At 69.1% G+C, this 19,694-nt stretch carries 14 protein-coding genes; 8 read left to right on the forward strand and 6 right to left on the reverse strand.

Translation table 11 applies throughout. The features are described 5' to 3' along the window. Positions 1 to 39: 39 nt before the first annotated feature. A complete protein-coding gene (locus ACFTZB_RS14230) occupies positions 40 to 843 on the reverse strand; it encodes an enoyl-CoA hydratase/isomerase family protein (RefSeq protein ID WP_378432409.1) in 804 nt (267 codons plus the stop codon). Positions 844 to 883: 40 nt separating this feature from the next. On the opposite strand from ACFTZB_RS14230, the gene ACFTZB_RS14235 reads away from it, so the two are divergent. Continuing rightward, the gene (locus ACFTZB_RS14235) at positions 884 to 2,248 is read left to right on the forward strand and encodes an FAD-binding oxidoreductase (protein WP_378432410.1); all 1,365 of its coding nucleotides are present in this window, start codon (positions 884 to 886) and stop codon (positions 2,246 to 2,248) included. Here ACFTZB_RS14235 and ACFTZB_RS14240 read toward each other — a convergent pair. Both ACFTZB_RS14240 and ACFTZB_RS14245 read right to left on the reverse strand, forming a co-directional pair. Then, positions 2,202 to 3,701 carry an MFS transporter gene (locus tag ACFTZB_RS14240; RefSeq protein WP_378432411.1) on the reverse strand — a complete coding sequence of 500 codons (1,500 nt, stop codon included), beginning with the start codon at positions 3,699 to 3,701 and terminating at the stop codon, positions 2,202 to 2,204. The genes ACFTZB_RS14235 and ACFTZB_RS14240 overlap by 47 nt on opposite strands. A gap of 2 nt (positions 3,702 to 3,703) precedes the next feature. Further along, positions 3,704 to 4,357 (reverse strand): PadR family transcriptional regulator, encoded by a 654-nt coding sequence (locus ACFTZB_RS14245; protein ID WP_378432412.1) that lies wholly within the window; start codon positions 4,355 to 4,357, stop codon positions 3,704 to 3,706. Between the two features lie 42 nt (positions 4,358 to 4,399). On the opposite strand from ACFTZB_RS14245, the gene ACFTZB_RS14250 reads away from it, so the two are divergent. Together ACFTZB_RS14250 and ACFTZB_RS14255 are read left to right on the forward strand one after the other, a co-directional pair. Next, positions 4,400 to 5,101, forward strand: coding sequence for a GNAT family N-acetyltransferase (locus tag ACFTZB_RS14250; RefSeq protein WP_378432413.1), 702 nt, complete (start codon positions 4,400 to 4,402; stop codon positions 5,099 to 5,101). A gap of 31 nt (positions 5,102 to 5,132) precedes the next feature. Next, positions 5,133 to 6,170, forward strand: a complete 1,038-nt coding sequence (locus ACFTZB_RS14255; RefSeq protein WP_378432414.1) for a glutathione S-transferase family protein — start codon at positions 5,133 to 5,135, stop codon at positions 6,168 to 6,170. 10 nt (positions 6,171 to 6,180) lie between these two features. On the opposite strand, the gene ACFTZB_RS14260 is transcribed toward ACFTZB_RS14255, so the two are convergent. Next, the gene (locus tag ACFTZB_RS14260) at positions 6,181 to 6,576 is read right to left on the reverse strand and encodes a VOC family protein (RefSeq protein ID WP_378432415.1); all 396 of its coding nucleotides are present in this window, start codon (positions 6,574 to 6,576) and stop codon (positions 6,181 to 6,183) included. Positions 6,577 to 6,580: 4 nt separating this feature from the next. Then, positions 6,581 to 7,435, reverse strand: a complete 855-nt coding sequence (locus tag ACFTZB_RS14265; RefSeq protein WP_378432416.1) for a helix-turn-helix domain-containing protein — start codon at positions 7,433 to 7,435, stop codon at positions 6,581 to 6,583. Between the two features lie 99 nt (positions 7,436 to 7,534). Here ACFTZB_RS14265 and ACFTZB_RS14270 point away from each other — a divergent pair, with 99 nt between their 5' ends. After that, positions 7,535 to 8,221, forward strand: a complete 687-nt coding sequence (locus ACFTZB_RS14270) for a hypothetical protein (RefSeq protein ID WP_276135916.1) — start codon at positions 7,535 to 7,537, stop codon at positions 8,219 to 8,221. 1 nt (position 8,222) lies between these two features. Here ACFTZB_RS14270 and ACFTZB_RS14275 read toward each other — a convergent pair whose 3' ends face one another. Continuing rightward, complete coding sequence (locus tag ACFTZB_RS14275) at positions 8,223 to 9,608, reverse strand: glutamate decarboxylase (RefSeq protein WP_378432417.1); 1,386 nt, start codon at positions 9,606 to 9,608, stop codon at positions 8,223 to 8,225. A 126-nt stretch (positions 9,609 to 9,734) separates the two neighbouring features. Between ACFTZB_RS14275 and ACFTZB_RS14280 the strand changes: the two genes are divergently transcribed. From ACFTZB_RS14280 to ACFTZB_RS14295, 4 genes are all read left to right on the forward strand, one after another. Then, a complete protein-coding gene (locus ACFTZB_RS14280; RefSeq protein ID WP_378432418.1) occupies positions 9,735 to 10,868 on the forward strand; it encodes an ABC transporter ATP-binding protein in 1,134 nt (377 codons plus the stop codon). Further along, the gene (locus ACFTZB_RS14285; RefSeq protein WP_378432420.1) at positions 10,865 to 11,644 is read left to right on the forward strand and encodes an ABC transporter permease; all 780 of its coding nucleotides are present in this window, start codon (positions 10,865 to 10,867) and stop codon (positions 11,642 to 11,644) included. Before ACFTZB_RS14280 ends, ACFTZB_RS14285 begins: the two co-directional genes overlap by 4 nt. A gap of 50 nt (positions 11,645 to 11,694) precedes the next feature. Next, positions 11,695 to 15,570 carry an ABC transporter ATP-binding protein gene (locus ACFTZB_RS14290; RefSeq protein ID WP_378432421.1) on the forward strand — a complete coding sequence of 1,292 codons (3,876 nt, stop codon included), beginning with the start codon at positions 11,695 to 11,697 and terminating at the stop codon, positions 15,568 to 15,570. A gap of 111 nt (positions 15,571 to 15,681) precedes the next feature. Next, complete coding sequence (locus tag ACFTZB_RS14295; RefSeq protein WP_378432422.1) at positions 15,682 to 19,458, forward strand: multifunctional oxoglutarate decarboxylase/oxoglutarate dehydrogenase thiamine pyrophosphate-binding subunit/dihydrolipoyllysine-residue succinyltransferase subunit; 3,777 nt, start codon at positions 15,682 to 15,684, stop codon at positions 19,456 to 19,458. The last annotated feature ends 236 nt before the right edge of the window (positions 19,459 to 19,694 follow it).

Below are 19,694 nucleotides of genomic sequence, written 5' to 3' on the forward strand. Positions count from 1 at the left end.
TGACGCCCGTCACAGTTGCGGGGAGCGGATCGCCGACGCCTACCTGCCGCGGTACGTCGCCTTGCCCGGTCCCACGTCGAGGAAGCTGCGTACCGCACCCCGGAGGTCCTCCGTCTCGAACAGCGCCCCCGACACGTCGGGAGTGATCGAGTCGGCGTGCGCGACTCCACCCGACCGCCACGCGGAGATGATCTGCTTCGTGGCGTCGTGTGCGCGCGTCGGCCCGTCCGCCAGGCGTGCGGCGAGCGCGCGGGCCTGCCCGTCGACGTCCTCGTGGACGGCGTTGACCACACCCCAGGCGTGCAGCGTCGTCGCGTCGTACAGGTCGCCGGTCATCACCAGTTCCCGGGCGCGGCCGGATCCCGCCCGCTCGGCCAGCCGCTGCGGACCGCCCATCGACGGGGTCAGCCCCACCACCGTCTCGACGAGTCCGAACTTCGCCTTCGGCGCGGCGAGGATGATGTCGCAGGCGAGGGCGATCTCGAAGGCGGCGGTCAGCGTCAGCCCGTGCGCCGCGTACACGACGGGGCACGGCAACGCCTCCAGCGGATGGCAGATCTCGGCGAACAACTCCTGCCACAGGTCCGCGCCCTGCTCCGCGGTGAGCCCGTCGAACACGTGGACGTCCACCCCCGCGGAAACCACCTTGCCCTCCGCGCGCAGGAGCACCGCGCGCGGCGGGTCCTCGGCGAGCGCCGCGACGTCGGCCTGCACGGCGTCGAACATCGCCTGATCGAAGAGGTTCAGTGGGCCGTGGGCGAACGTCAGGATCGCGATCTCGGCGCCGGCGTCGGTGCGGACACGCTCGAGTCGGGTGGGATGCGCGGCGGCAGGCTCAGTCATGCGGCCAGACTGCCACACCCGTTCCGCCTACGATCGGGGTGTGGACTCGCTGCGTGCGGCGCTGGCCGAGGTCGTCGGGGAACGGTTCGTGACCGTGGACGCGGACGTGCTCGCCGCCCGCGCCACCGACCACACGGGGCGCTACAGCGGGCGGGCGAGCGCACTGGTCCGGCCGGCCGATGCCGCGGAAGTCTCGCCCGTACTGGGCATCTGCCGCCGGGCCGGGATGAAGGTCACGGTGCAGGGCGGCCGCACCGGACTCGAAGCGGGCACGGTTCCCGAGCACGACGACGTGCTGCTGTCGACGGAACGGCTGACCGCGGTCGGGGCCGTCGACCGCGACAATCTGCGCGTCACCGTCGGCGCCGGGGTCACCCTCGCGGCAGTACGACGCGCCGCGTCCGACGCCGCACTGCTGTTCGGCGTCGACCTCGCCTCCCGCGATTCCGCGACGATCGGCGGCATGGTGTCCACCAACGCCGGCGGCGTGCACACCGTGCGGTACGGGCACATGTCCGCGCAGGTGCTGGGCCTGGAGGTGGTGCTCCCCGACGGGGCGATCGTGCGGCGCCGCATGCGGGTGGGCGCCGAGAACTGCGGATACGACCTGCCCGCGCTGTGGGTGGGCAGCGAGGGCACCCTCGGTGTGGTCACGGCCGTGGATCTGGCGCTGCACCCGGTGCCGGAGTTCCGGGTGACCGCCCTCGCCGGCTTCGCGCACCTGTCCGGGTTGATCGACGCGGTGCACGTCGTCCGGCGGCTCGACGGGGTGGATGCCGTGGAGATGCTCGACGGCCGCGGGCTCGAATTGGCCTCGGCGCGGCTCGGTTTCGCGGTTCCCACGGGTCTGCCGTGGTATCTGCTGGTGGAACTGGCCGGCAACCGCGACCTCACCGGCGAACTCGCCGACGCGCTGGAGCGGTGCGCTCCCGCCGACGAACCCGCCGTCGGGATCGATCCCGCAGGCCGCGCCCGGGTGTGGGCGGCGCGGGATGCGTTCGCGGACGTGGTCGGATTGTTCGGCCCTCCGCTGAAGTTCGACGCCGCCCTCCCGCTGGACACCCTCGCCGCGTTCGTCGCCGACGCCGTCGCGCTGGTGGCGAGCCGGGCACCCGACGCAGTCCCGATACTGTTCGGGCACGTCGCCGACGGCAACGTCCACCTCAACGTGCTGCGCTGCCCCGACGAGTCCGTGCTGTACCGGCCGGTGACGGAACTGATCCGCGACCACGGCGGCAACATCGCCTCCGAACACGGCGTCGGCGCGCACAAACGCAACTACCTGGACCTCGCGCTCAGCCGCGAGGACATCGGCGCGATGTGGACGATCAAGCGGGCATTCGACCCCGACGACTACCTCAACCCCGCAGTGATGTTTCCCGACTGGCTGCGTCGTCCGCACTGACGCCGGGCTTCTTCTCCCGCAACGGTCGGGCGAAACAGACGGAGGCGACGAAACCGACCAGCAGGACGGCGGCGGGCAGCCAGATCGACTGCGACATCGCCGTGGCGAACGGTTCCTTCACGAACTCGGGCATCTCCCCGACTCCGGCCTCCTGGCTGTCGGCGTTCAGCCCCTGCGCGGACAGGCGGGCCGTGATGAGCGCGCCGATCGCGGCGCTGCCGAGGACCGCGCCGACCTGGCGGGTCGTGTTGTAGACGCCGGCCCCGGCGCCCGCCTGATGGGGCGGAAGGTTGTGGGTGGCCGTGGCCGCGAGCGGCGACCAGATACACGCGTTGGCCAGGCCGATCAGCCCGATCGGCAGCAGCAGTTCCCAGATCGCCACGTCCGGCGACATCACCATGGACAGCCAGCCGAGCGCGATGGAGAACAGCAGGAACCCGGCGCCCGCGATGTACCTCGGGTGGGTGCGGTCCACGAGTTTGCCGATGAACGGGGCGAACACACCGGTGAGGACAGCCATGGGCACGAGCAGCAGAGCCGACCGCGTGGGCGACAGACCCCGGACCGCCTGCGTGTAGAACATCAAGGGCAGCACCATCGCGGTGATCGCGAATCCCATGGCGGTGATCGCCACGTTGGCGAGGGAGAAGTTGCGGTCCTTGAACAGTCCCAGCGGCAGCAGCGGCTCGTTCTTGTTCCAGGACTGGTACCAGACGAAGACGCCGAGCAGGACGAGGCCTGCGGCGATCGACGCGAGCACGGTCGCCGACCAGTCGTAGGAACTGCCCTCCTGGATGCCGAACACGAGGAAGAACATGCCGAGCGCGCTGAGCACGACGCCGGGGATGTCGAACTTGTGCTCGTGGGTCTCCAGCGCGGGCACGAGCCGCCAGGCCAGCACGAACGCGATCACGCCGACGGGGACGTTGACGATGAAGATCCATTCCCAGCCGAGGTTGTCGACGAGCACGCCGCCGGCGAGTGGTCCGACGAGGGTGGCGACACCCGCGACGGCACCCCACAGACCCATCGCGGTGCCGCGGCGGTCCGGCGGGAACGTCCGGGTGATGACGGCCATCGTCTGCGGCGTCATCAGTGCGGCGCCGAGTCCCTGGAACACGCGCGCGACGATGAGCATGGTGATGGTGCCGGAGAGGCCGCACCACAGCGACGCCCCGGTGAACAGGACGAGCCCGATCAGGTAGATGTTCTTGGGGCCGAAGCGGTCACCGAGGCGGCCGGTGACCAGCAGCGGCACCGCGTACGCCAGCAGGTAGGCGCTGGTGACCCAGACGACCTTGTTGATGTCGGTGTGCAGGTCGTTCATGATCGCCGGGTTCGCCACTGCCACGATGGTGCTGTCGACGAGGATCATGAAGAAGCCGATGACGAGGGCCCACAGCGCGGGCCAGGGATTTCGGTGCTCGGGTGGTGCGGTGCGCTCGGTGTCCATCATCAATCCTTTGCTGAACCGGACGGGATCCGGCGTGAGTGTGTCAGTCGTTCGACGAGTTCCGGGGAGAGCCACGGCAGGGCGCCGGAGTCGATGTCGGTCACCAGGGCGCTGAGCCATTCGTGCTCCGCGCGGGCGACGGTGACGAGGAATTCGTTGCCGAGGAGGAAGATCCTGGGGATCTCGGTGGAGCAGGCGAGCGCGGCGGCGGCGTCGAGTTCGTCGATCTCGCGGGTGAGGTGATCGAGCCGTTCCCGGAGCAAGTCCACCACGGTGTGCGCGTCGACGTTGTGCGCCTCCGCGAGTGCGAGCGGGAACTGCGGGTACTCGGGCACCGGGGTGGCGAGCATGTCGCTCACCCGGTGGACGAGCGCTTCCCTGCCTGCGTCGGTGACCTCGTACATGGTGCGTTCGGGCCGGTTTCCCGCCCGGTCGGTGCCGGTGGTGCGCACCAGTCCTTCACCTTCGAGCCTGCTCACGGTGTGGTACAGCGACCCCGGCCGGATCTTCACCACGCGTCCGCGGCGGGCGGCGGCGAGTTGATACATCTCGTACGGGTGCATCGTGCGCTCACACAGCAGGCCGAGGATGGTGACGCCGAGCGGCGTGAGTGCCACGGTCACCACCTTTCCACTACTCCGAACCGAATACTCCATGTGGAATATACCGTCCGGGGCGGGCGCGAACAAGCGGCTACCGTGGGCCCCGTGGACTCCCATCACCTCGACATCATTCGGCTCGCCTGGTCACGCGAACTGACCGCCCGGCCGGATGCCGACGACCGCGCGGTCCGGGTGGCCGACGACACCGGCACGATCCGATTCCTGCGCCTGGGCGAGACGTCCGCGCTCGTCGGACCGCGGTGGGCGATCGAGCGCGCCGACGGGCACACGGCGGAGGAACTGACGGAATCCGCGACGCTGCTCGCCCTCACCCAGGACCGGTCCGGACGGTGCGCCGGCCCGGTCGTGCTCGCGTACGGCACCGACTACCAGGATCCGGTGACCGGCCGGCCACCCCTCGTCTCCCACGAACGCGACCACGTCCGGCAGGTCGAGGCGGCATGTCCCCCGGATGACGTCGCCGAGGCCCGGGTGGCGGACCGCGAGCGGTGGTTCACGATTCTCGACGACGCGCAGCAGCCGGTCGGGTGCGCCGGGTACACCGAATTCCAGGGCTTCCTCGCCGATGTCGGCGTGCTCACGGCACCGGAGTTCCGGCGCCGGGGACTGGGCGCCACGGTCGCCGGGATCGCCACCGACGACGCACTCGACTCCGGCCTGATCGCCCAATGCCGTTCACCCCGCGGCAATCCGGCCACGCGCGCGCTCGCAGCCCGCGTCGGGTACCGGGAACTGGGAACGTACGCCGAGGTCACGATCTCGCGAAGTACGCTCTGAGACGACATCGAAGGACGGGAACGAGTCGACCATGACAGACCGAACGGCAGAACCGCACGGCACGGCAGGCGCCTACGTCGAACCCGGCGCCGAGTTCACGCGCGACACCCACTACATCGCCACCCGCATCACGGCCGACGGTCGCGACGGCTATCCCGTCGAGCCCGGCCGCTACCGCCTCGTGGCCGCCCGCGCCTGCCCGTGGGCCAATCGCGCGGTCATCGTCCGGCGACTGCTCGGACTCGAGGACGTGGTGTCGATGGGGCTGTGCGGCCCCACCCACGACGAGCGCAGTTGGACCTTCGATCTCGACCCGGGCGGGCTCGACCCGGTGCTGAAGATTCCGCGCCTGCAGGACGCGTACTTCGCGCGCTTCCCCGACTACTCGCGGGGCATCACCGTGCCTGCCATCGTCGACGTCCCCACCGGGCAGGTGGTCACCAACGACTACCCCCGGATCACCCTGGACCTGTCGTCGGAATGGACGCGGTACCACCGCGAGGGCGCCCCGGACCTCTATCCCGAACCGCTGCGCGACGAGATTGACGAGGTCGCCGATCTCGTGTTCCGCGACGTGAACAACGGTGTGTACCGGTGCGGTTTCGCCGGATCCCAGGAGGCGTACGAATCCGCCTACGACCGCCTGTTCGCCCGCCTCGACTGGCTCGAGGAGCGGCTGACCGACCGCAGGTACCTCGTCGGGGACACGATCACCGAGGCCGACGTGCGGCTGTTCACCACCCTGGCACGGTTCGACGCGGTGTATCACGGGCACTTCAAGTGCAACCGGAACACACTCGACGAGATGCCCGCCCTGTGGAGTTACGCGCGCGACCTCTTCCAGACGCCGGGGTTCGGCGACACCATCGACTTCACCCAGATCAAGCAGCACTACTACATCGTGCACACCGACATCAATCCCACGCAGATCGTGCCGAAGGGCCCCGACCTGTCCGGCTGGCTCACGCCGCACGGCCGTGAAGGGCTGGGCGGCAGGCCGTTCGGGGACGGCACGCCGCCGCCTCCGCCGAAGCCCGGCGAGGAGGTCCCGGCCGGGCACGGCGCGTGATCGGGCGGGTCTAGGCGCCGGCGTAGGTGCCGAAACTCCAGAACACACCCTCGGGGTCGCGGCAGGTGAATCCGCGCGAGCCGTAATCCTCGTCCCGCAGGCCACGGACGATCGTGGCACCGGCGGCCACCGCGCGTTCGTGGAGGGCGTCGGGGTCGTCGACGACGAGGTACACCGACCCCGTCCCCGGCGGGAGGTCGCTGATCACCGAGTCCTCGCTGGGCGAGCCGAGCATGATGCCGCCGCCCTTCGGCCAGGCGAGTTCGGCGTGGTCGACCCGGTCGCCCTCGCCGTACACCGCCTTCTCGTCGAATCCGAACGCGTCGACGAGGAAACGGATCGCGGCCCGGGCGTCGCGGTAGACGAGGGTGGGCCACACATACGTGGTTCGTGTCGAAGTTGTCATGTCATCACCGTGCTCCGTCGTCGTGCTCCGGGTCTTGGACGAATGAGAACGGGTCGATCTCCCGCCACCGCGACGGGGCGACCCCCGCAAGGTCGCGCCAGTCCCGCGCCATGTGGGCCTGGTCGTAGTACCCGCACACCGCGGCCACGTCGGCGAGGGTCGCCCCGTGGGCACCCTTGAGCATGCGGTGCGAACGATCGAAGCGGGACAACCGCACCACGTCCTTGGGTGTCACGCCGTACTCCGCCACGAACCGGTTCATCAGATGCCTTCTGCTCCAGCCGACCTCGTGCGCGACGTCGGCGACCCGGACGCGGCCGCCGGCGACGAGCAGGTGCCAGGCGCGGACGAGATGCGGGTCGATCTCCGCCGGCTGGGCGCGGCGCGTGAGGATCTCGTCGAGGATCGCGAACCGCCCGTCCCAGCAGGGTTCGAGCGACAGCCGCTCCGTCAGCTCCCCCGCATCGGACCCGAGCAGGTCTTCCAGGCCGACGACCCACGCCCCGAGGGCGGCGGTGGGCACGCCCAGCAGCGCCCGGGCGCCGAGTGGGCTGAGCGCCAGCTGGACGCCGTGCTGGTGGCCGTCGTGCCGGATCGTGACCGGCGACGTCGCGATGCCGCTGGCCAGAGTGTCGTAACGACCGGGCGCCTGCCCGGGCGCTGCCTGCGCGGCGATGTCGAGGGGCCCGTCGATCGTCACGACCACCGTCAGGCAGGGCGAGGGCAGACCGAGATGGATGCCGGGCTCGAACCCGGCCAGCCGGTAACCGTCGTACCCCGTGACCAGGGCGCGCAGGGGTGCGGCCGGGAGCCGGAAGGCCCCGGACGAGACTGCGGTATCGCTGCCGGCGACGCTCACGACACCAGCCTAGGCACCGATGCCGACAGCGGCCACGGCGTTCGCTCACCTACAGTCGGTGCCAGCACACACGAAGCACTAGGCGAGACGGGAGCCCCGATGGCTGGCAATGGTGGACCGGTGGAGAAGGTACTGGTCTCGGTCCTCGACAACGGAAGCCGGCTCCAGGCGCCCGCGGTGGCCAAGTACGTCGAATGGGTCCGGCGCTCGCACCCCGGTGAGTCGCCCGCGCAGATCGTCGAGCGCATGGAGAAAATGTTCCTGCTCGCCGTGACGGGCAGCGGCAGCGCGGTCGGCGCGACCGCCGCCATTCCCGGGGTCGGCACCGTCGCCTCCATCGCCGCGGTGGGCGCCGAATCGGCGTTCTTCCTCGAGGCGGCGGCGCTGCTCACGCTCGCGGTCGCGTCGGTGCACGGCATCTCGGCCGCCGACCACCAGCAGCGGCGCGCACTGGTGCTCTCGGTGGCCCTCGGCGAATCGGGCATGGAAATCGTCCAGAAGGCGACGGGTGTGACGGCGAAAAACTGGGCGAGCGCCATCACCAGCCGCATCCCCGGCCCCACCATGAAGGGCATGAACAGCACCCTGGTGCGAAAGTTCATCACCAAGTACGCCGCCCGCCGCAGTGCGCTGGTACTCGGCAAACTGGTGCCCGCCGGCATCGGCGCGGCCATCGGCGGCGCCGGCAACCGGGCCATCGGCAAGGGCGTCATCAAGAACTCGCGGGAGGCGTTCGGTCCCGCCCCCGCCCGCTGGCCGGACGAGCTCCGCGCGATCGAGGCGTGACCTAGTGGGCGAAGTGCTGTTCCGTCGAACGCCCGCCGCCCTTTTCGCTGAGTTCAGCACACACTGCCTCGATCGCCTCCGCGACGAGGGTACCCAGGTCGGCGCTGAAGCCCTCGCGCACGACGATGCGCAGAACCGCCACGTCCTCCGCGTCGGCGGGCATCGTGTACGCCGGCACCTGCCACCCCCGCGCCCGCATCTCGTGTGACACATCGAAGACCGTGAACCCGGGATCGCCGACCAGTTCGAACGCCAGCACCGGTATGTCGGTCCCGTCCGTGATCAGGGTGAAATAGTCGAGCTCGGCGATGCGTTTGCCGACGCGGACCGCGGTGTCGCGCAGCGTCTCCATGATCGACCGGTAGCCGGCCCGGCCGAGTCGCAGGAAGTTGTAGTACTGCCCCACCACCTGATTGCCGGGCCGCGAGAAGTTGAGAGTGAACGTGGGCATGTCGCCGCCCAGGTAGTTGACCCGGAACACCAGCCCCTCGGGAAGGTACTCACGCTCACGCCACACCACGAACCCGATACCCGGATACGTCAACCCGTACTTGTGACCACTCACGTTGATCGAGGCGACGCGCGGAACCCGGAAGTCCCACAACAACTCCGGTTGCAGGAAGGGGACGACGAAGCCACCGCTCGCCGCGTCCACGTGGATCGGGACGTCCGGGCCGCCGGACGCGGCGAGCGCGTCGAGAGCGGCCGCGATCTCGGCCACCGGCTCGAGCTCCCCGGTATACGTGGTGCCCACGATCACGATCGCACCGATGGTGTTCTCGTCGACCGCGTCCCGCACCTGCTCCGGCGTGATGACGTAGCGGCCCTTCTCCATCGGCAGGTACTTGGGCTCGACATCGAAGTACCGGCAGAACTTCTCCCACACCACCTGCACGTTGCTGCCGAGCACCAGATTCGGCCGGGCCGTGTCCTTCCCCGCCGCCTCCCGCTTCGCCCGCCACCGCCACTTGAGCGCGAGACCACCGAGCATCACCGCCTCGCTCGAACCGATCGTCGAGACGCCGGTGGCGCTGGCCGGGTCGGTGGTCGACAGGTCGGGGGCGTGGAACAGGTCGGCCACCATCGACACGCAGCGGGCCTCGATCGCCGCCGTCGCGGGGTACTCGTCCTTGTCGATCATGTTCTTGTCGAACGTCTCGGCCATCAACTTGTCGGCCTCGGGATCCATCCACGTGGTGACGAACGTGGCCAGGTTCAACCGGGAACTGCCGTCGAGCATCAACTCGTCGTGGATGAACCGGTACGCGGCCTCCGGATCGGTCTCGTCGTCCGGCAACCGCAACGCCGGAAACGGGTCGATCGACAGGCGCCCGGTGTACGCGGGAGAGATGACGTCGCGGTGGTGATGATGGTGGTGCTTGCTCATGTGCGTCCCCGATCGATTGGTGTCGGCAAGCGCCGTCGCGACGCCTGTACGTCAGTTGGTGAATCTCGGCACGGCAGCCCAGTAGGGTCGGAACAGTTCCATTCGATTGTGGCAGGGGAGGACGGGTTGACCACAGCAATCCCGGGAAGTGTCGCGGCGCCGATCGAGGTGCGGGGGCTGTCGAAGCGCTTCAAGAACGTCGACGCGGTCACGGACCTCGGCTTCACCGTGCCGCAGGGATCGATCACCGGATTCCTCGGGCCCAACGGGTCGGGTAAGACCACGACACTGCGGATGATCCTCGGTCTCGTGAAGCCGACGTCCGGTACCTCCACCGTCGCCGGGGTTCCGATCCGGTCGCTCGTCGACCCCGCACGCACGGTCGGCGCCGTCCTCGACTCGCAGAGCCTGCACCCCAACCGGACGGCACTCGACCACCTGCAGGTGTACGCCTCCGCGATCCGCGTTCCGGACGCACGCGCGCGCCAGGTGCTCGCACTCGTCGGGCTCGAGGACGTCGCCGGTCGCAAGGCGGGCGGTTTCTCCCTCGGCATGCGTCAGCGGCTGTCGCTGGCGACGGCGCTGCTCGGCGATCCGCGGATCCTGATCCTCGACGAACCGGCCAACGGACTCGACCCCGAGGGCATCGCCTGGCTGCGCGAGTTCCTGAAGGGCTTCGCCGCATCCGGCCGCACGGTGCTGATCTCGAGCCACATCCTCCGCGAGGTGGAGCAGACCGTCGACAATCTGGTGATCGTCAGCCGCGGCTCCCTCGTCTACCAGGGACGCATGGAGGAGTTGCGCAAGTCGCAGCAGAGCAGGCTGCTGGTCGCGTCGTCGAGCCCGGCCGCGCTGGCGACCGCCCTGGCCGCGAGGGGAATCGTCGACGCCCGGTCGCTGGCCGACGGGCGCCTCGCCGTCGTCGGTGCGTCCCTCGAACTCGTCGAGTCCGTCGCAGCGGGCGCCGGGGTGACGATCTTCGGGGCGGTCGGCGATCACATCGATCTCGAGCAGCTCTTCCTGTCGATGACCGCAGGACAGTACGTGGCCGGCGCGAGCCCGGCCGCACCCGCGGGGTACGGCACACCGCCGGTGTACGCTCCCCAGCCCGGATACACCCCACAACCGGGTTACGCCCCCCAACCGGGCTACGGTCCACCACCGGGCTACGGTCCACCGCCCGGCTACTCCCCGCAACCGGGCTACGGCCCGCCACCCGCACACCCCCAGCACGGACCGATGTCCGGAGGTCCGCGATGACAACGCTGCTCACCGCGGAATTCCGCAAGGTCACCACACTGCGCTTCTGGTGGATGCTCGGTCTGGCACCGCTGATCGTCGGAATGTTCTCGAGCGCGATCACCCTTCCGGTGATGCGCGCGTTCACCGACGCGTTCGAGGCCGATCCGAACGAGGCCAACCTCGCCGCCACCCTGTTCGGACTCGCCGTCGCCGTCGCCCTCGTCGTCCTGTTCGCCGCACTCTTCGGGGCGGTCAACGTGGGCACCGAATTCCGGTACAAGACGCTCACCACCACGTTCCTCACCGCCCGCGGCCGGGACGGGGTGATCGGCGCCAAGCTCGCCGTCACCGCGGCGTTCGGCTTCTTCTACTGCCTCGTGGTCGAGGTGGTCAGCGTCGCCCTGCTGCTGACGTTCGGAGGTGACACGTTCGAACTGCGCGGATCCCTGTTCGCCATGCTCGGCGCCGCCCTGATCTGCGCCACGCTCTGGGCGCTCGTCGGCGGCGGCGTGTCGATGCTCACCGGCTCGTCCGTGGGAAGCTGCATCGCCCTCGTCGTCTGGTACACCCTCGGCGAGATGATCCTCCGCTCGATCCTCAGCGGAATCGGCATCGGCGCCGTCGGCAGCATCCTCCCCGTGTCCGCCACCCTCGGGACGGTCGCCAACGCTGCCGCAGGCAACGAGATCGACTGGCTGACGCTCTGGCCTGCCGCACCCCTCGCCCTGCTCGGGTGGACGGCCGTCCTCGTCGCGGGTGGCTGGGTGCTCACCCGGCAGCGCGACATCACCTGACACCGCGCCGGATACCGGCCCTGTCGGTACCCGGCGCTAACGTGGACCCAGTGGTAGGTGAGAGTGCGTCGTCGGTGATCGAACGGGAACAGACGCTGGAGCGGGATCAGGCACGGCCGGGCTGGATTCGACGGCTGAGCGGTGAGTGCTGGGCGCACCGCCGCGTCGCACTCGGCGCCCTCACCGTGACGGTGATCGCCGCGGGCATCGACATCTCGTTCCCCCTTCTCACCAAGTACGCGGTCGACGCCGCGGGCTCCGGTAGCGCCACCCGGGTGATCGGCACCGCCGCGCTGCTCATCGCGCTGCTCGCGTGCGTGCGGTTCGGCTGCCAGTACGGCCGCCGGATGCTCGCGGGCAAGCTATCCCTGGACGTCCAGCACGACCTGCGGCTGGGGCTGCTCGGCGCGCTGCAACGGCTCGACGGGCGGGGGCAGGATCAGATCCGCACCGGCCAGGTGGTGTCCCGGTCCATCACCGACCTCCAACTGGTGCAGGGACTGCTCGCGATGGTCCCGCTGTCGGCGGGCGCGCTGCTCCAATTCGTCCTCGCACTCGCGATCATGGCGTGGCTCTCGCCGCTGCTGACCGTCGTCGCGCTGGTGATCGTTCCCGCGGTCTGCCTCGTCGTGTACACGATGCGACCGAAGCTGTTCGCGGCCACCTGGTCGGCGCAGCAACGAGCGGCCGACCTCGCGCAGCACGTCGAGGAAACCGTCACCGGTGTCCGCGTGGTCAAGGGCTTCGGCCAGGAACGCCGGGCCGTCGACCAACTCGAGGACCACAGCCGGGCGCTGTACGCGGAACGCCTGCGCGCCGCCCGGATCAACGCGCGCTTCGCCCCGACCATGGCGGCGCTGCCCCAACTCGGCCTCGTCGGCGTCATCGCGATCGGCGGCTACCTCGCCCTGCACGGGACCATCACGATCGGCACGTTCCTCGCCTTCGCCACCTACGTCGCCACGATGACCGGCGTCACCCGCACCCTGTCGTCGGTCGTGATCATGGCCCAGCTGTCCAGGGCCGCCGTCGAGCGCGTGTACGAGGTGATCGACGCCGAACCGGAGGTCGCGGACCCACCGCATCCCACCGCGCTGCCCGGCGGACCGCTGGGTGTGGACCTGCGTTCGGTGACGTTCGGGTTCGACTCGGACCGCCACGTCCACCGCGGGCTCGACCTGCGCATCGCACCCGGCGAGACGGTCGCGGTGGTCGGCACGGCCGGTTCCGGCAAGACCGCGCTGTCGCTGCTGCTCCCCCGCTTCTACGCGCCGTCCTCGGGGTCGGTGTCCCTCACCTCCGGCGGCGAATCGTTCGACGTGTCCACCCTGAGCGCCGAGCAGTTGCGCGAAGCGGTCGGCCTCGTGTTCGACGAACCGTTCCTCTTCTCCGACACCATCGCGGCCAACATCGCACTCGGCAGGCCCGACGCCACCGCCGAGGAGATCCGCGCCGCCGCCACCATGGCCGCCGCCGACGAATTCGTCTCCGCGCTGCCGGAAGGCTACGACACCGTGGTCGGCGAACGCGGTCTCACCCTATCTGGCGGCCAGCGGCAGCGGATCGCGCTGGCACGCGCACTCCTCACCGACCCGCGAGTGCTGATCCTCGACGACGCCACGTCCGCCGTCGACGCCACCACCGAGGCGTCGATCTTCGAGGCACTGCGCGCCAACCGCGGCCGGACGGCGCTGATCCTGGCGCATCGCCGCTCCACGCTGTCGCTCGCGGACCGCGTCGCCGTGCTCGACGACGGACGGATCGTCGATTCCGGCACCGTCTCCGAACTCGACGAACGATGTCCGCTCTTCCGCGCACTGTTCGCCTCCCCCGACGGCGCGGGCCCCATCGACGTCAGCGTCCCCGCTCCGAGCGAGGCCGTGCCGTATCGGCGCGTGCCGTCCGAGTCCGAGTTGTGGCCGGAGGACGCCGAGGAATGGGACGGCCCCGTCGCGGCCGCCTCGTCCGGCCGCACCCCGGCCCTCGGCGCGGGCCCCGGCGGCCGTTCCGGCGGCGGACCGATGGCGGGCGCGCTCGGCAGCGTGGCCGCGACCCCCGAGCTCCGGGACGCCGTGAGTGCACTGCCGCCCGCGGTCGAGAGCCCGGGCATCGAGACGCGGAACCTGCGCCTCCCCGAACCCGACTTCCGGCTGTCGCGGATCCTGCGGCCGGTCCGCGGCCTGCTCGTGGCCGTCGTCGTCTGCCTCGCGCTCGACGCGCTGGCGGGGATCGCGTTCCCGTCCATCGTCCGGTACGCGATCGACCACGGAGTCGTCCCGCAGGACGCCGCGACGCTCTGGACCGCCGCGGGGGTGGGCGTCGCACTAGTCGTCGCAGGCTGGCTCGTCGTCGCCCTGATGACCGTGCTCACGGCGCGGGCGGGTGAACGGGTGCTGTTCGGGTTGCGGGTGCGCAGCTACGCCCACCTGCAACGACTCGGGCTCGACTACTACGAGCGTGAACTGTCCGGCCGCATCATGACGCGGATGACCACGGACGTCGACGCGTTGTCCTCGTTCATCCAGACGGGGATGTCCACCGCCGTCGTGAGCGTGCTGACCGTCCTCGGCATCTCCGTCGCCCTCGTCGCCACCGACGTCACGCTCGCGCTGGTGGCGCTCGCCGTCATCCCGCCGCTGCTCGTCGCGACGCTGATCTTCCGCCGGATCTCCTCGGTGGCCTACACCGTCTCGCGGGAGCGGATCTCCCTCGTCAACGCCGACTTCCAGGAGAACGTCGCAGGGCTCCGCGCCGCCCAGGCCTACCGCCGCGAAGAGTTCGCCGCCCGCCGGTTCGCGGAGCGGGCCGACAGCTACCGGCGCAGCCGCATGCGGTCGCAGCGCGCGATCTCGCTGTACTTCCCGTTCATCGCGTTCCTCTCGGACCTCGCCCTCGCCGCCGTGGTGTTCGTCGGTGCGCACCAGGTCGCGGGCGGCCACACCACCACCGGGACGCTCGTGGCCTTCGTGCTGTACCTCGGGCTGCTGTTCGGGCCCATCCAGCAGCTGTCGCAGGTGTTCGACGGTTATCAGCAGGCCAGTGTGGGCCTGCTCCGTATCGGGGACCTGCTCCGCACACCCAGTTCCATCGAGCGGGCGACCTCCCGTGACGATCTCCAGCCGATCGACGGGCATCTGCGCGGCGAGCTGTGCCTGCGCGACGTCGGGTTCCGCTACCAGGGCGCGGACAGCGACGCCCTCACCGACATCGACCTGCACATCCCCGCCGGCACCACCGTCGCGCTCGTCGGCCGGACCGGCGCGGGCAAGTCGACCATCGTGAAGCTGCTCGCCCGCTTCTACGACCCGACGTCGGGGGCGGTGCTCGTCGACGACGTGGACCTCCGCCGGTACCCGCTCGGCGAGTACCGCGGACGGCTCGGCGTCGTCCCCCAGGAAGCCCACCTGTTCACCGGCACCGTCGCCACCAACATCGCCTACGGACGCCCCGATGCGAGCCGGGACGAGATCGAGGACGCGGCCCGGGCGGTCGGAGCATTGGGCACGATCGCCGAATTGCGGGGTGGGATGCATCACCCCATCGGCGAGCGCGGGCAGGGCCTGTCGGCGGGCCAGCGCCAGCTGATCGCGCTCGCTCGCGCCGAGCTGGTCGACCCCGATCTGCTGCTGCTCGACGAAGCGACCGCGACCCTCGATCCGGCCACGGAGCAGGTAGTTCTCGAGGCGAGCAGCCGTGTGACACGCACCCGGACGTCGGTGGTGGTGGCCCACCGGCTGGCCACCGCGGCCCGGGCGGATGTGATTCTCGTCATCGACAAGGGGCGGGTGGTGGAAACGGGATCGCACGCCACTCTGCGCTATGCCGGTGGCCACTATTCGGGACTGTGGGATGCGGCGGAGACCGGGGCGGGGAATAATCGCGGGGCGAGAACCGTCATCGATGGTGACCCCATCGGTTGGCCGTGAGACAGCTCACACGTGCAGGCCTGGCGATCTACACGTCACACGCGAGGGCTAGTCTCATGTATATAGGCGCTCTGATCGGGTACCGAAATAGAAACGAGGCGAACACCTGCCGTGAGCAGCAGCTCTACATCCCAGTTCGGACAGAACCAGTGGCTGGTTGACGAAATGTACCAGCGCTTCCAGGACGATCCGTCGTCCGTGGACGCGAGTTGGCACGAATTCCTGACGGATTATTCTCCCGACGCAGCCGCCGCCAAGGCAGGCGCAGCCAACGGACACGGCACGAACGGCACCACCACCGCCGCACCGGCTGCCGCTCCCGCCACGGCTTCGACTCCCCCGGTTTCCGAGTCCGCGACCGCACCCCAGCCTCAGACCAAGCCGGCCAACGGCGCCGCAGCCAAGACTGCACCCAACGGTGCAGCCCCGAAGGCCGCCGCCCCGAAGACCGAGGCCCCCGCGAAGGCCGCACCCGCGAAGGCCGCCCCGGCGAAGGACGCGAAGGCGTCCGCCCCCGCGCCTGCCGCCGACGAGTCGAAGGTTCTCCGCGGTGCAGCTGCTGCCGTCGCGAAGAACATGTCGGCCTCGCTGGCCATTCCGACCGCCACCAGTGTTCGCGCCATCCCTGCGAAGCTGATGTTCGACAACCGGATCGTCATCAACAACCACCTCGCCCGTACCCGCGGCGGCAAGATCTCGTTCACGCACCTGCTGGGTTACGCGATCGTGCAGGCGGTCAAGGCGTTCCCGAACATGAACCGGCACTTCGCCGAGATCGACGGCAAACCCAACGCGGTCACCCCCGCACACACCAACCTCGGCCTGGCCATCGACCTGCCGGGCAAGGACGGCAACCGATCCCTCGTCGTCGCCGCGATCAAGAACACCGACACCCACAACTTCACGCAGTTCTACAGCGCCTACGAGGACATCGTCCGGCGCGCGCGTGACGGCAAGCTCACCGCCGAGGACTTCTCGGGTGTCACGATCTCGCTCACCAACCCCGGCGGCATCGGCACCGTGCACTCCGTGCCGCGCCTGATGAACGGCCAGGGCGCCATCATCGGTGCCGGCGCCATGGAGTACCCGGCGGAGTTCCAGGGCTCGAGCGACGAGAAGATCGCCGAGATGGGCGTCGGCAAGCTCATGACGCTGACCTCGACGTACGACCACCGCATCATCCAGGGTGCGGAGTCCGGCGACTTCCTTCGGACCATCCACAAGCTGCTGATCAGCGACGAGTTCTACGACGAGATCTTCCACTCGCTGCACATTCCGTACGAGCCGGTCCGCTGGCGCCAGGACGTCTCCGAAGGCGCGGTCGACAAGAACACCCGCGTCCTCGAACTGATCGCGGCGTACCGCAACCGCGGCCACCTGATGGCCGACACGGACCCGTTGCAGTTCGTCAAGGACAAGTTCAAGAGCCACCCCGACCTGGACGTCACGACGCACGACCTGACGCTGTGGGACCTCGACCGCGAATTCAAGGTCGGCGGATTCCACGCCCAGGAGAAGATGAAGCTGCGCGACGTGCTCAGCGTGCTGCGCGACGCGTACTGCCGCCACGTCGGTGTCGAGTACACGCACATCCTGGAGCCGGAGCAGCAGCAGTGGCTGCAGGACCGGGTCGAGGCGCACCACGTCAAGCCCACGGTCGCTCAGCAGAAGTACATCCTGAGCAAGCTCAACGCCGCCGAGGCGTTCGAGACGTTCCTGCAGACCAAGTACGTCGGCCAGAAGCGCTTCTCGCTCGAGGGCGCCGAATCCGTCATCCCGATGATGGACGCCGTCATCGACCAGGCCGCCGAGCACCAGCTCGACGAGGTCGTCATCGGCATGCCGCACCGCGGCCGCCTCAACGTTCTCGCGAACATCGTCGGCAAGCCGTACTCGAAGATCTTCACGGAGTTCGAGGGCAACATGAACCCGGCGGCCGCTCACGGCTCCGGCGACGTGAAGTACCACCTCGGTGCCGAGGGCACGTACATCCAGATGTTCGGCGACAACGACATCACAGTGTCGCTGACGGCCAACCCGTCGCACCTCGAGGCGGTCGACCCGGTCCTCGAGGGCCTGGTCCGCGCGAAGCAGGACATCCTCGACAAGGGTGAGGACGGCTTCACCGTCCTGCCGCTGATGCTGCACGGCGACGCCGCGTTCGCAGGCCAGGGTGTGGTGGCCGAGACGCTGAACCTGGCGCTGCTGCGCGGCTACCGCACCGGCGGCACCGTGCACATCGTGGTCAACAACCAGGTCGGGTTCACCACGGCCCCGGAGCACTCGCGTTCGTCGGAGTACTGCACTGACGTCGCGAAGATGATCGGCGCGCCGATCTTCCACGTGAACGGCGACGACCCCGAGGCCTGTGTCTGGGTCGCCCAGTTGGCTGTCGACTTCCGGGAGAAGTTCCAGAAGGACGTCGTCATCGACATGATCTGCTACCGCCGTCGCGGTCACAACGAGGGCGACGACCCGTCGATGACGCAGCCGGCGATGTACGACGTGATCGACACCAAGCGCAGCGTCCGTAAGAGCTACACCGAATCTCTGATCGGCCGTGGCGACATCTCGCTGAAGGAAGCCGAAGACGCCCTGCGCGACTACCAGGGTCAGCTGGAGCGGGTGTTCAACGAGGTTCGCGAACTCGAGAAGTACACGCCGGAGCCCAGCGAGTCGGTCGAGCTCGACCAGGTGCTGCCCACGAAGCTGAAGACGTCGGTCGACGAGTCGGTGCTCGAGCGGATCGGCGACGCATTCGTCAACCTGCCCGAGGGCTTCACCGTGCACCCGCGTGTCAAGCCGGTCATCGAGAAGCGCCGCGAGATGTCGCGCGAGGGCAAGATCGACTGGGCCTTCGCCGAGCTGCTCGCGTTCGGTTCGCTGGTCGACCAGGGCAAGATGGTTCGCCTGTCCGGCCAGGATTCGAAGCGCGGCACGTTCACGCAGCGTCACTCCGTCCTCATCGACCGCAAAACGGGCGCCGAGTACACCCCGCTGCAGAACCTCGGCAGCGAGAACCCCGGCAAGTTCCTGGTCTACGACTCCGCGCTCAGCGAGTTCGCCGCCGTCGGCTTCGAGTACGGCTACTCCGTGGGCAACCCGGACGCGCTCGTGCTGTGGGAGGCGCAGTTCGGTGACTTCGTCAACGGTGCGCAGTCGATCATCGACGAGTTCATCTCGTCCGGTGAGGCCAAGTGGGGCCAGCTGTCCGACGTCGTGCTGCTGCTGCCGCACGGCCACGAGGGTCAGGGTCCCGACCACACGTCCGGTCGCATCGAGCGCTTCCTGCAGTTGTGCGCCGAGGGTTCGATGACCGTGGCCGTGCCGTCCACGCCGGCCAGCTACTTCCACCTGCTGCGTCGCCACTCGCTCGACGGAATCCGCCGCCCGCTGGTCGTCTTCACGCCGAAGTCGATGCTGCGCAACAAGGCTGCCGTCTCCGACGTCGAAGACTTCACCACCGGCAAGTTCCGCTCGGTGTTCGAGGAGCCGACGTACGAGACGGGCGACGGCGAACGCGACAAGGTTCGTCGTGTCCTCCTCGTCAGCGGCAAGCTGTACTGGGAGCTGCTGGCGAAGAAGCAGAAGGACAACCGCGAGGACATCGCGATCGTCCGCATCGAGCAGCTGTACCCGGTTCCGAGCCGTCGTCTCCGTGAGACGCTGGACCGCTACCCGAACGCCACCGAGTTCCGGTGGGTTCAGGAGGAGCCGGCGAACCAGGGTGCGTGGCCGTTCTTCGGTCTCGCTCTGCCCGAGCTGCTGCCCGACAAGCTGTCCGGAATCAAGCGCATCTCGCGTCGTTCGATGTCGGCACCGTCCTCGGGTTCGAGCAAGGTGCACGCTGTGGAACAGCAAGAGATCATCGATGAAGCCTTCGGCTGACGAGCGTGAAACGGCTGAAGCCTTCGGCTGAATAGCTGATTGACTGATCTGCCACTGAGCCGGGTCGAGTTCACTCCACGGAGTGGATTCGACCCGGTTTCGTGGTATCTGGACCACTTCTCTGTACACGCACCCCTTTTCCGGAAGTTGTCAACCTGTCTGAGACACGTTGGTGTTGATTCCCGTCGGTCCGGGAAGGGCTGGTGCTACCGGTCTGGCCCGGAACCGTTCGGGAT

Source organism: Rhodococcus sp. NPDC057014, from assembly GCF_042673295.1.
GTDB lineage: Bacteria > Actinomycetota > Actinomycetes > Mycobacteriales > Mycobacteriaceae > Rhodococcus_F.

Coding starts and splice junctions, on each gene's coding strand:
- ACFTZB_RS14230 (WP_378432409.1), bottom strand. CDS start 843: ATGACTGAGCCTGCCGCCGCGCATCCCACCCGACTCGAGCGTGTCCGC.
- ACFTZB_RS14240 (WP_378432411.1), bottom strand. CDS start 3,701: ATGGACACCGAGCGCACCGCACCACCCGAGCACCGAAATCCCTGGCCC.
- ACFTZB_RS14245 (WP_378432412.1), bottom strand. CDS start 4,357: ATGGAGTATTCGGTTCGGAGTAGTGGAAAGGTGGTGACCGTGGCACTC.
- ACFTZB_RS14255 (WP_378432414.1), top strand. CDS start 5,133: ATGACAGACCGAACGGCAGAACCGCACGGCACGGCAGGCGCCTACGTC.
- ACFTZB_RS14260 (WP_378432415.1), bottom strand. CDS start 6,576: ATGACAACTTCGACACGAACCACGTATGTGTGGCCCACCCTCGTCTAC.
- ACFTZB_RS14270 (WP_276135916.1), top strand. CDS start 7,535: ATGGCTGGCAATGGTGGACCGGTGGAGAAGGTACTGGTCTCGGTCCTC.
- ACFTZB_RS14275 (WP_378432417.1), bottom strand. CDS start 9,608: ATGAGCAAGCACCACCATCATCACCACCGCGACGTCATCTCTCCCGCG.
- ACFTZB_RS14285 (WP_378432420.1), top strand. CDS start 10,865: ATGACAACGCTGCTCACCGCGGAATTCCGCAAGGTCACCACACTGCGC.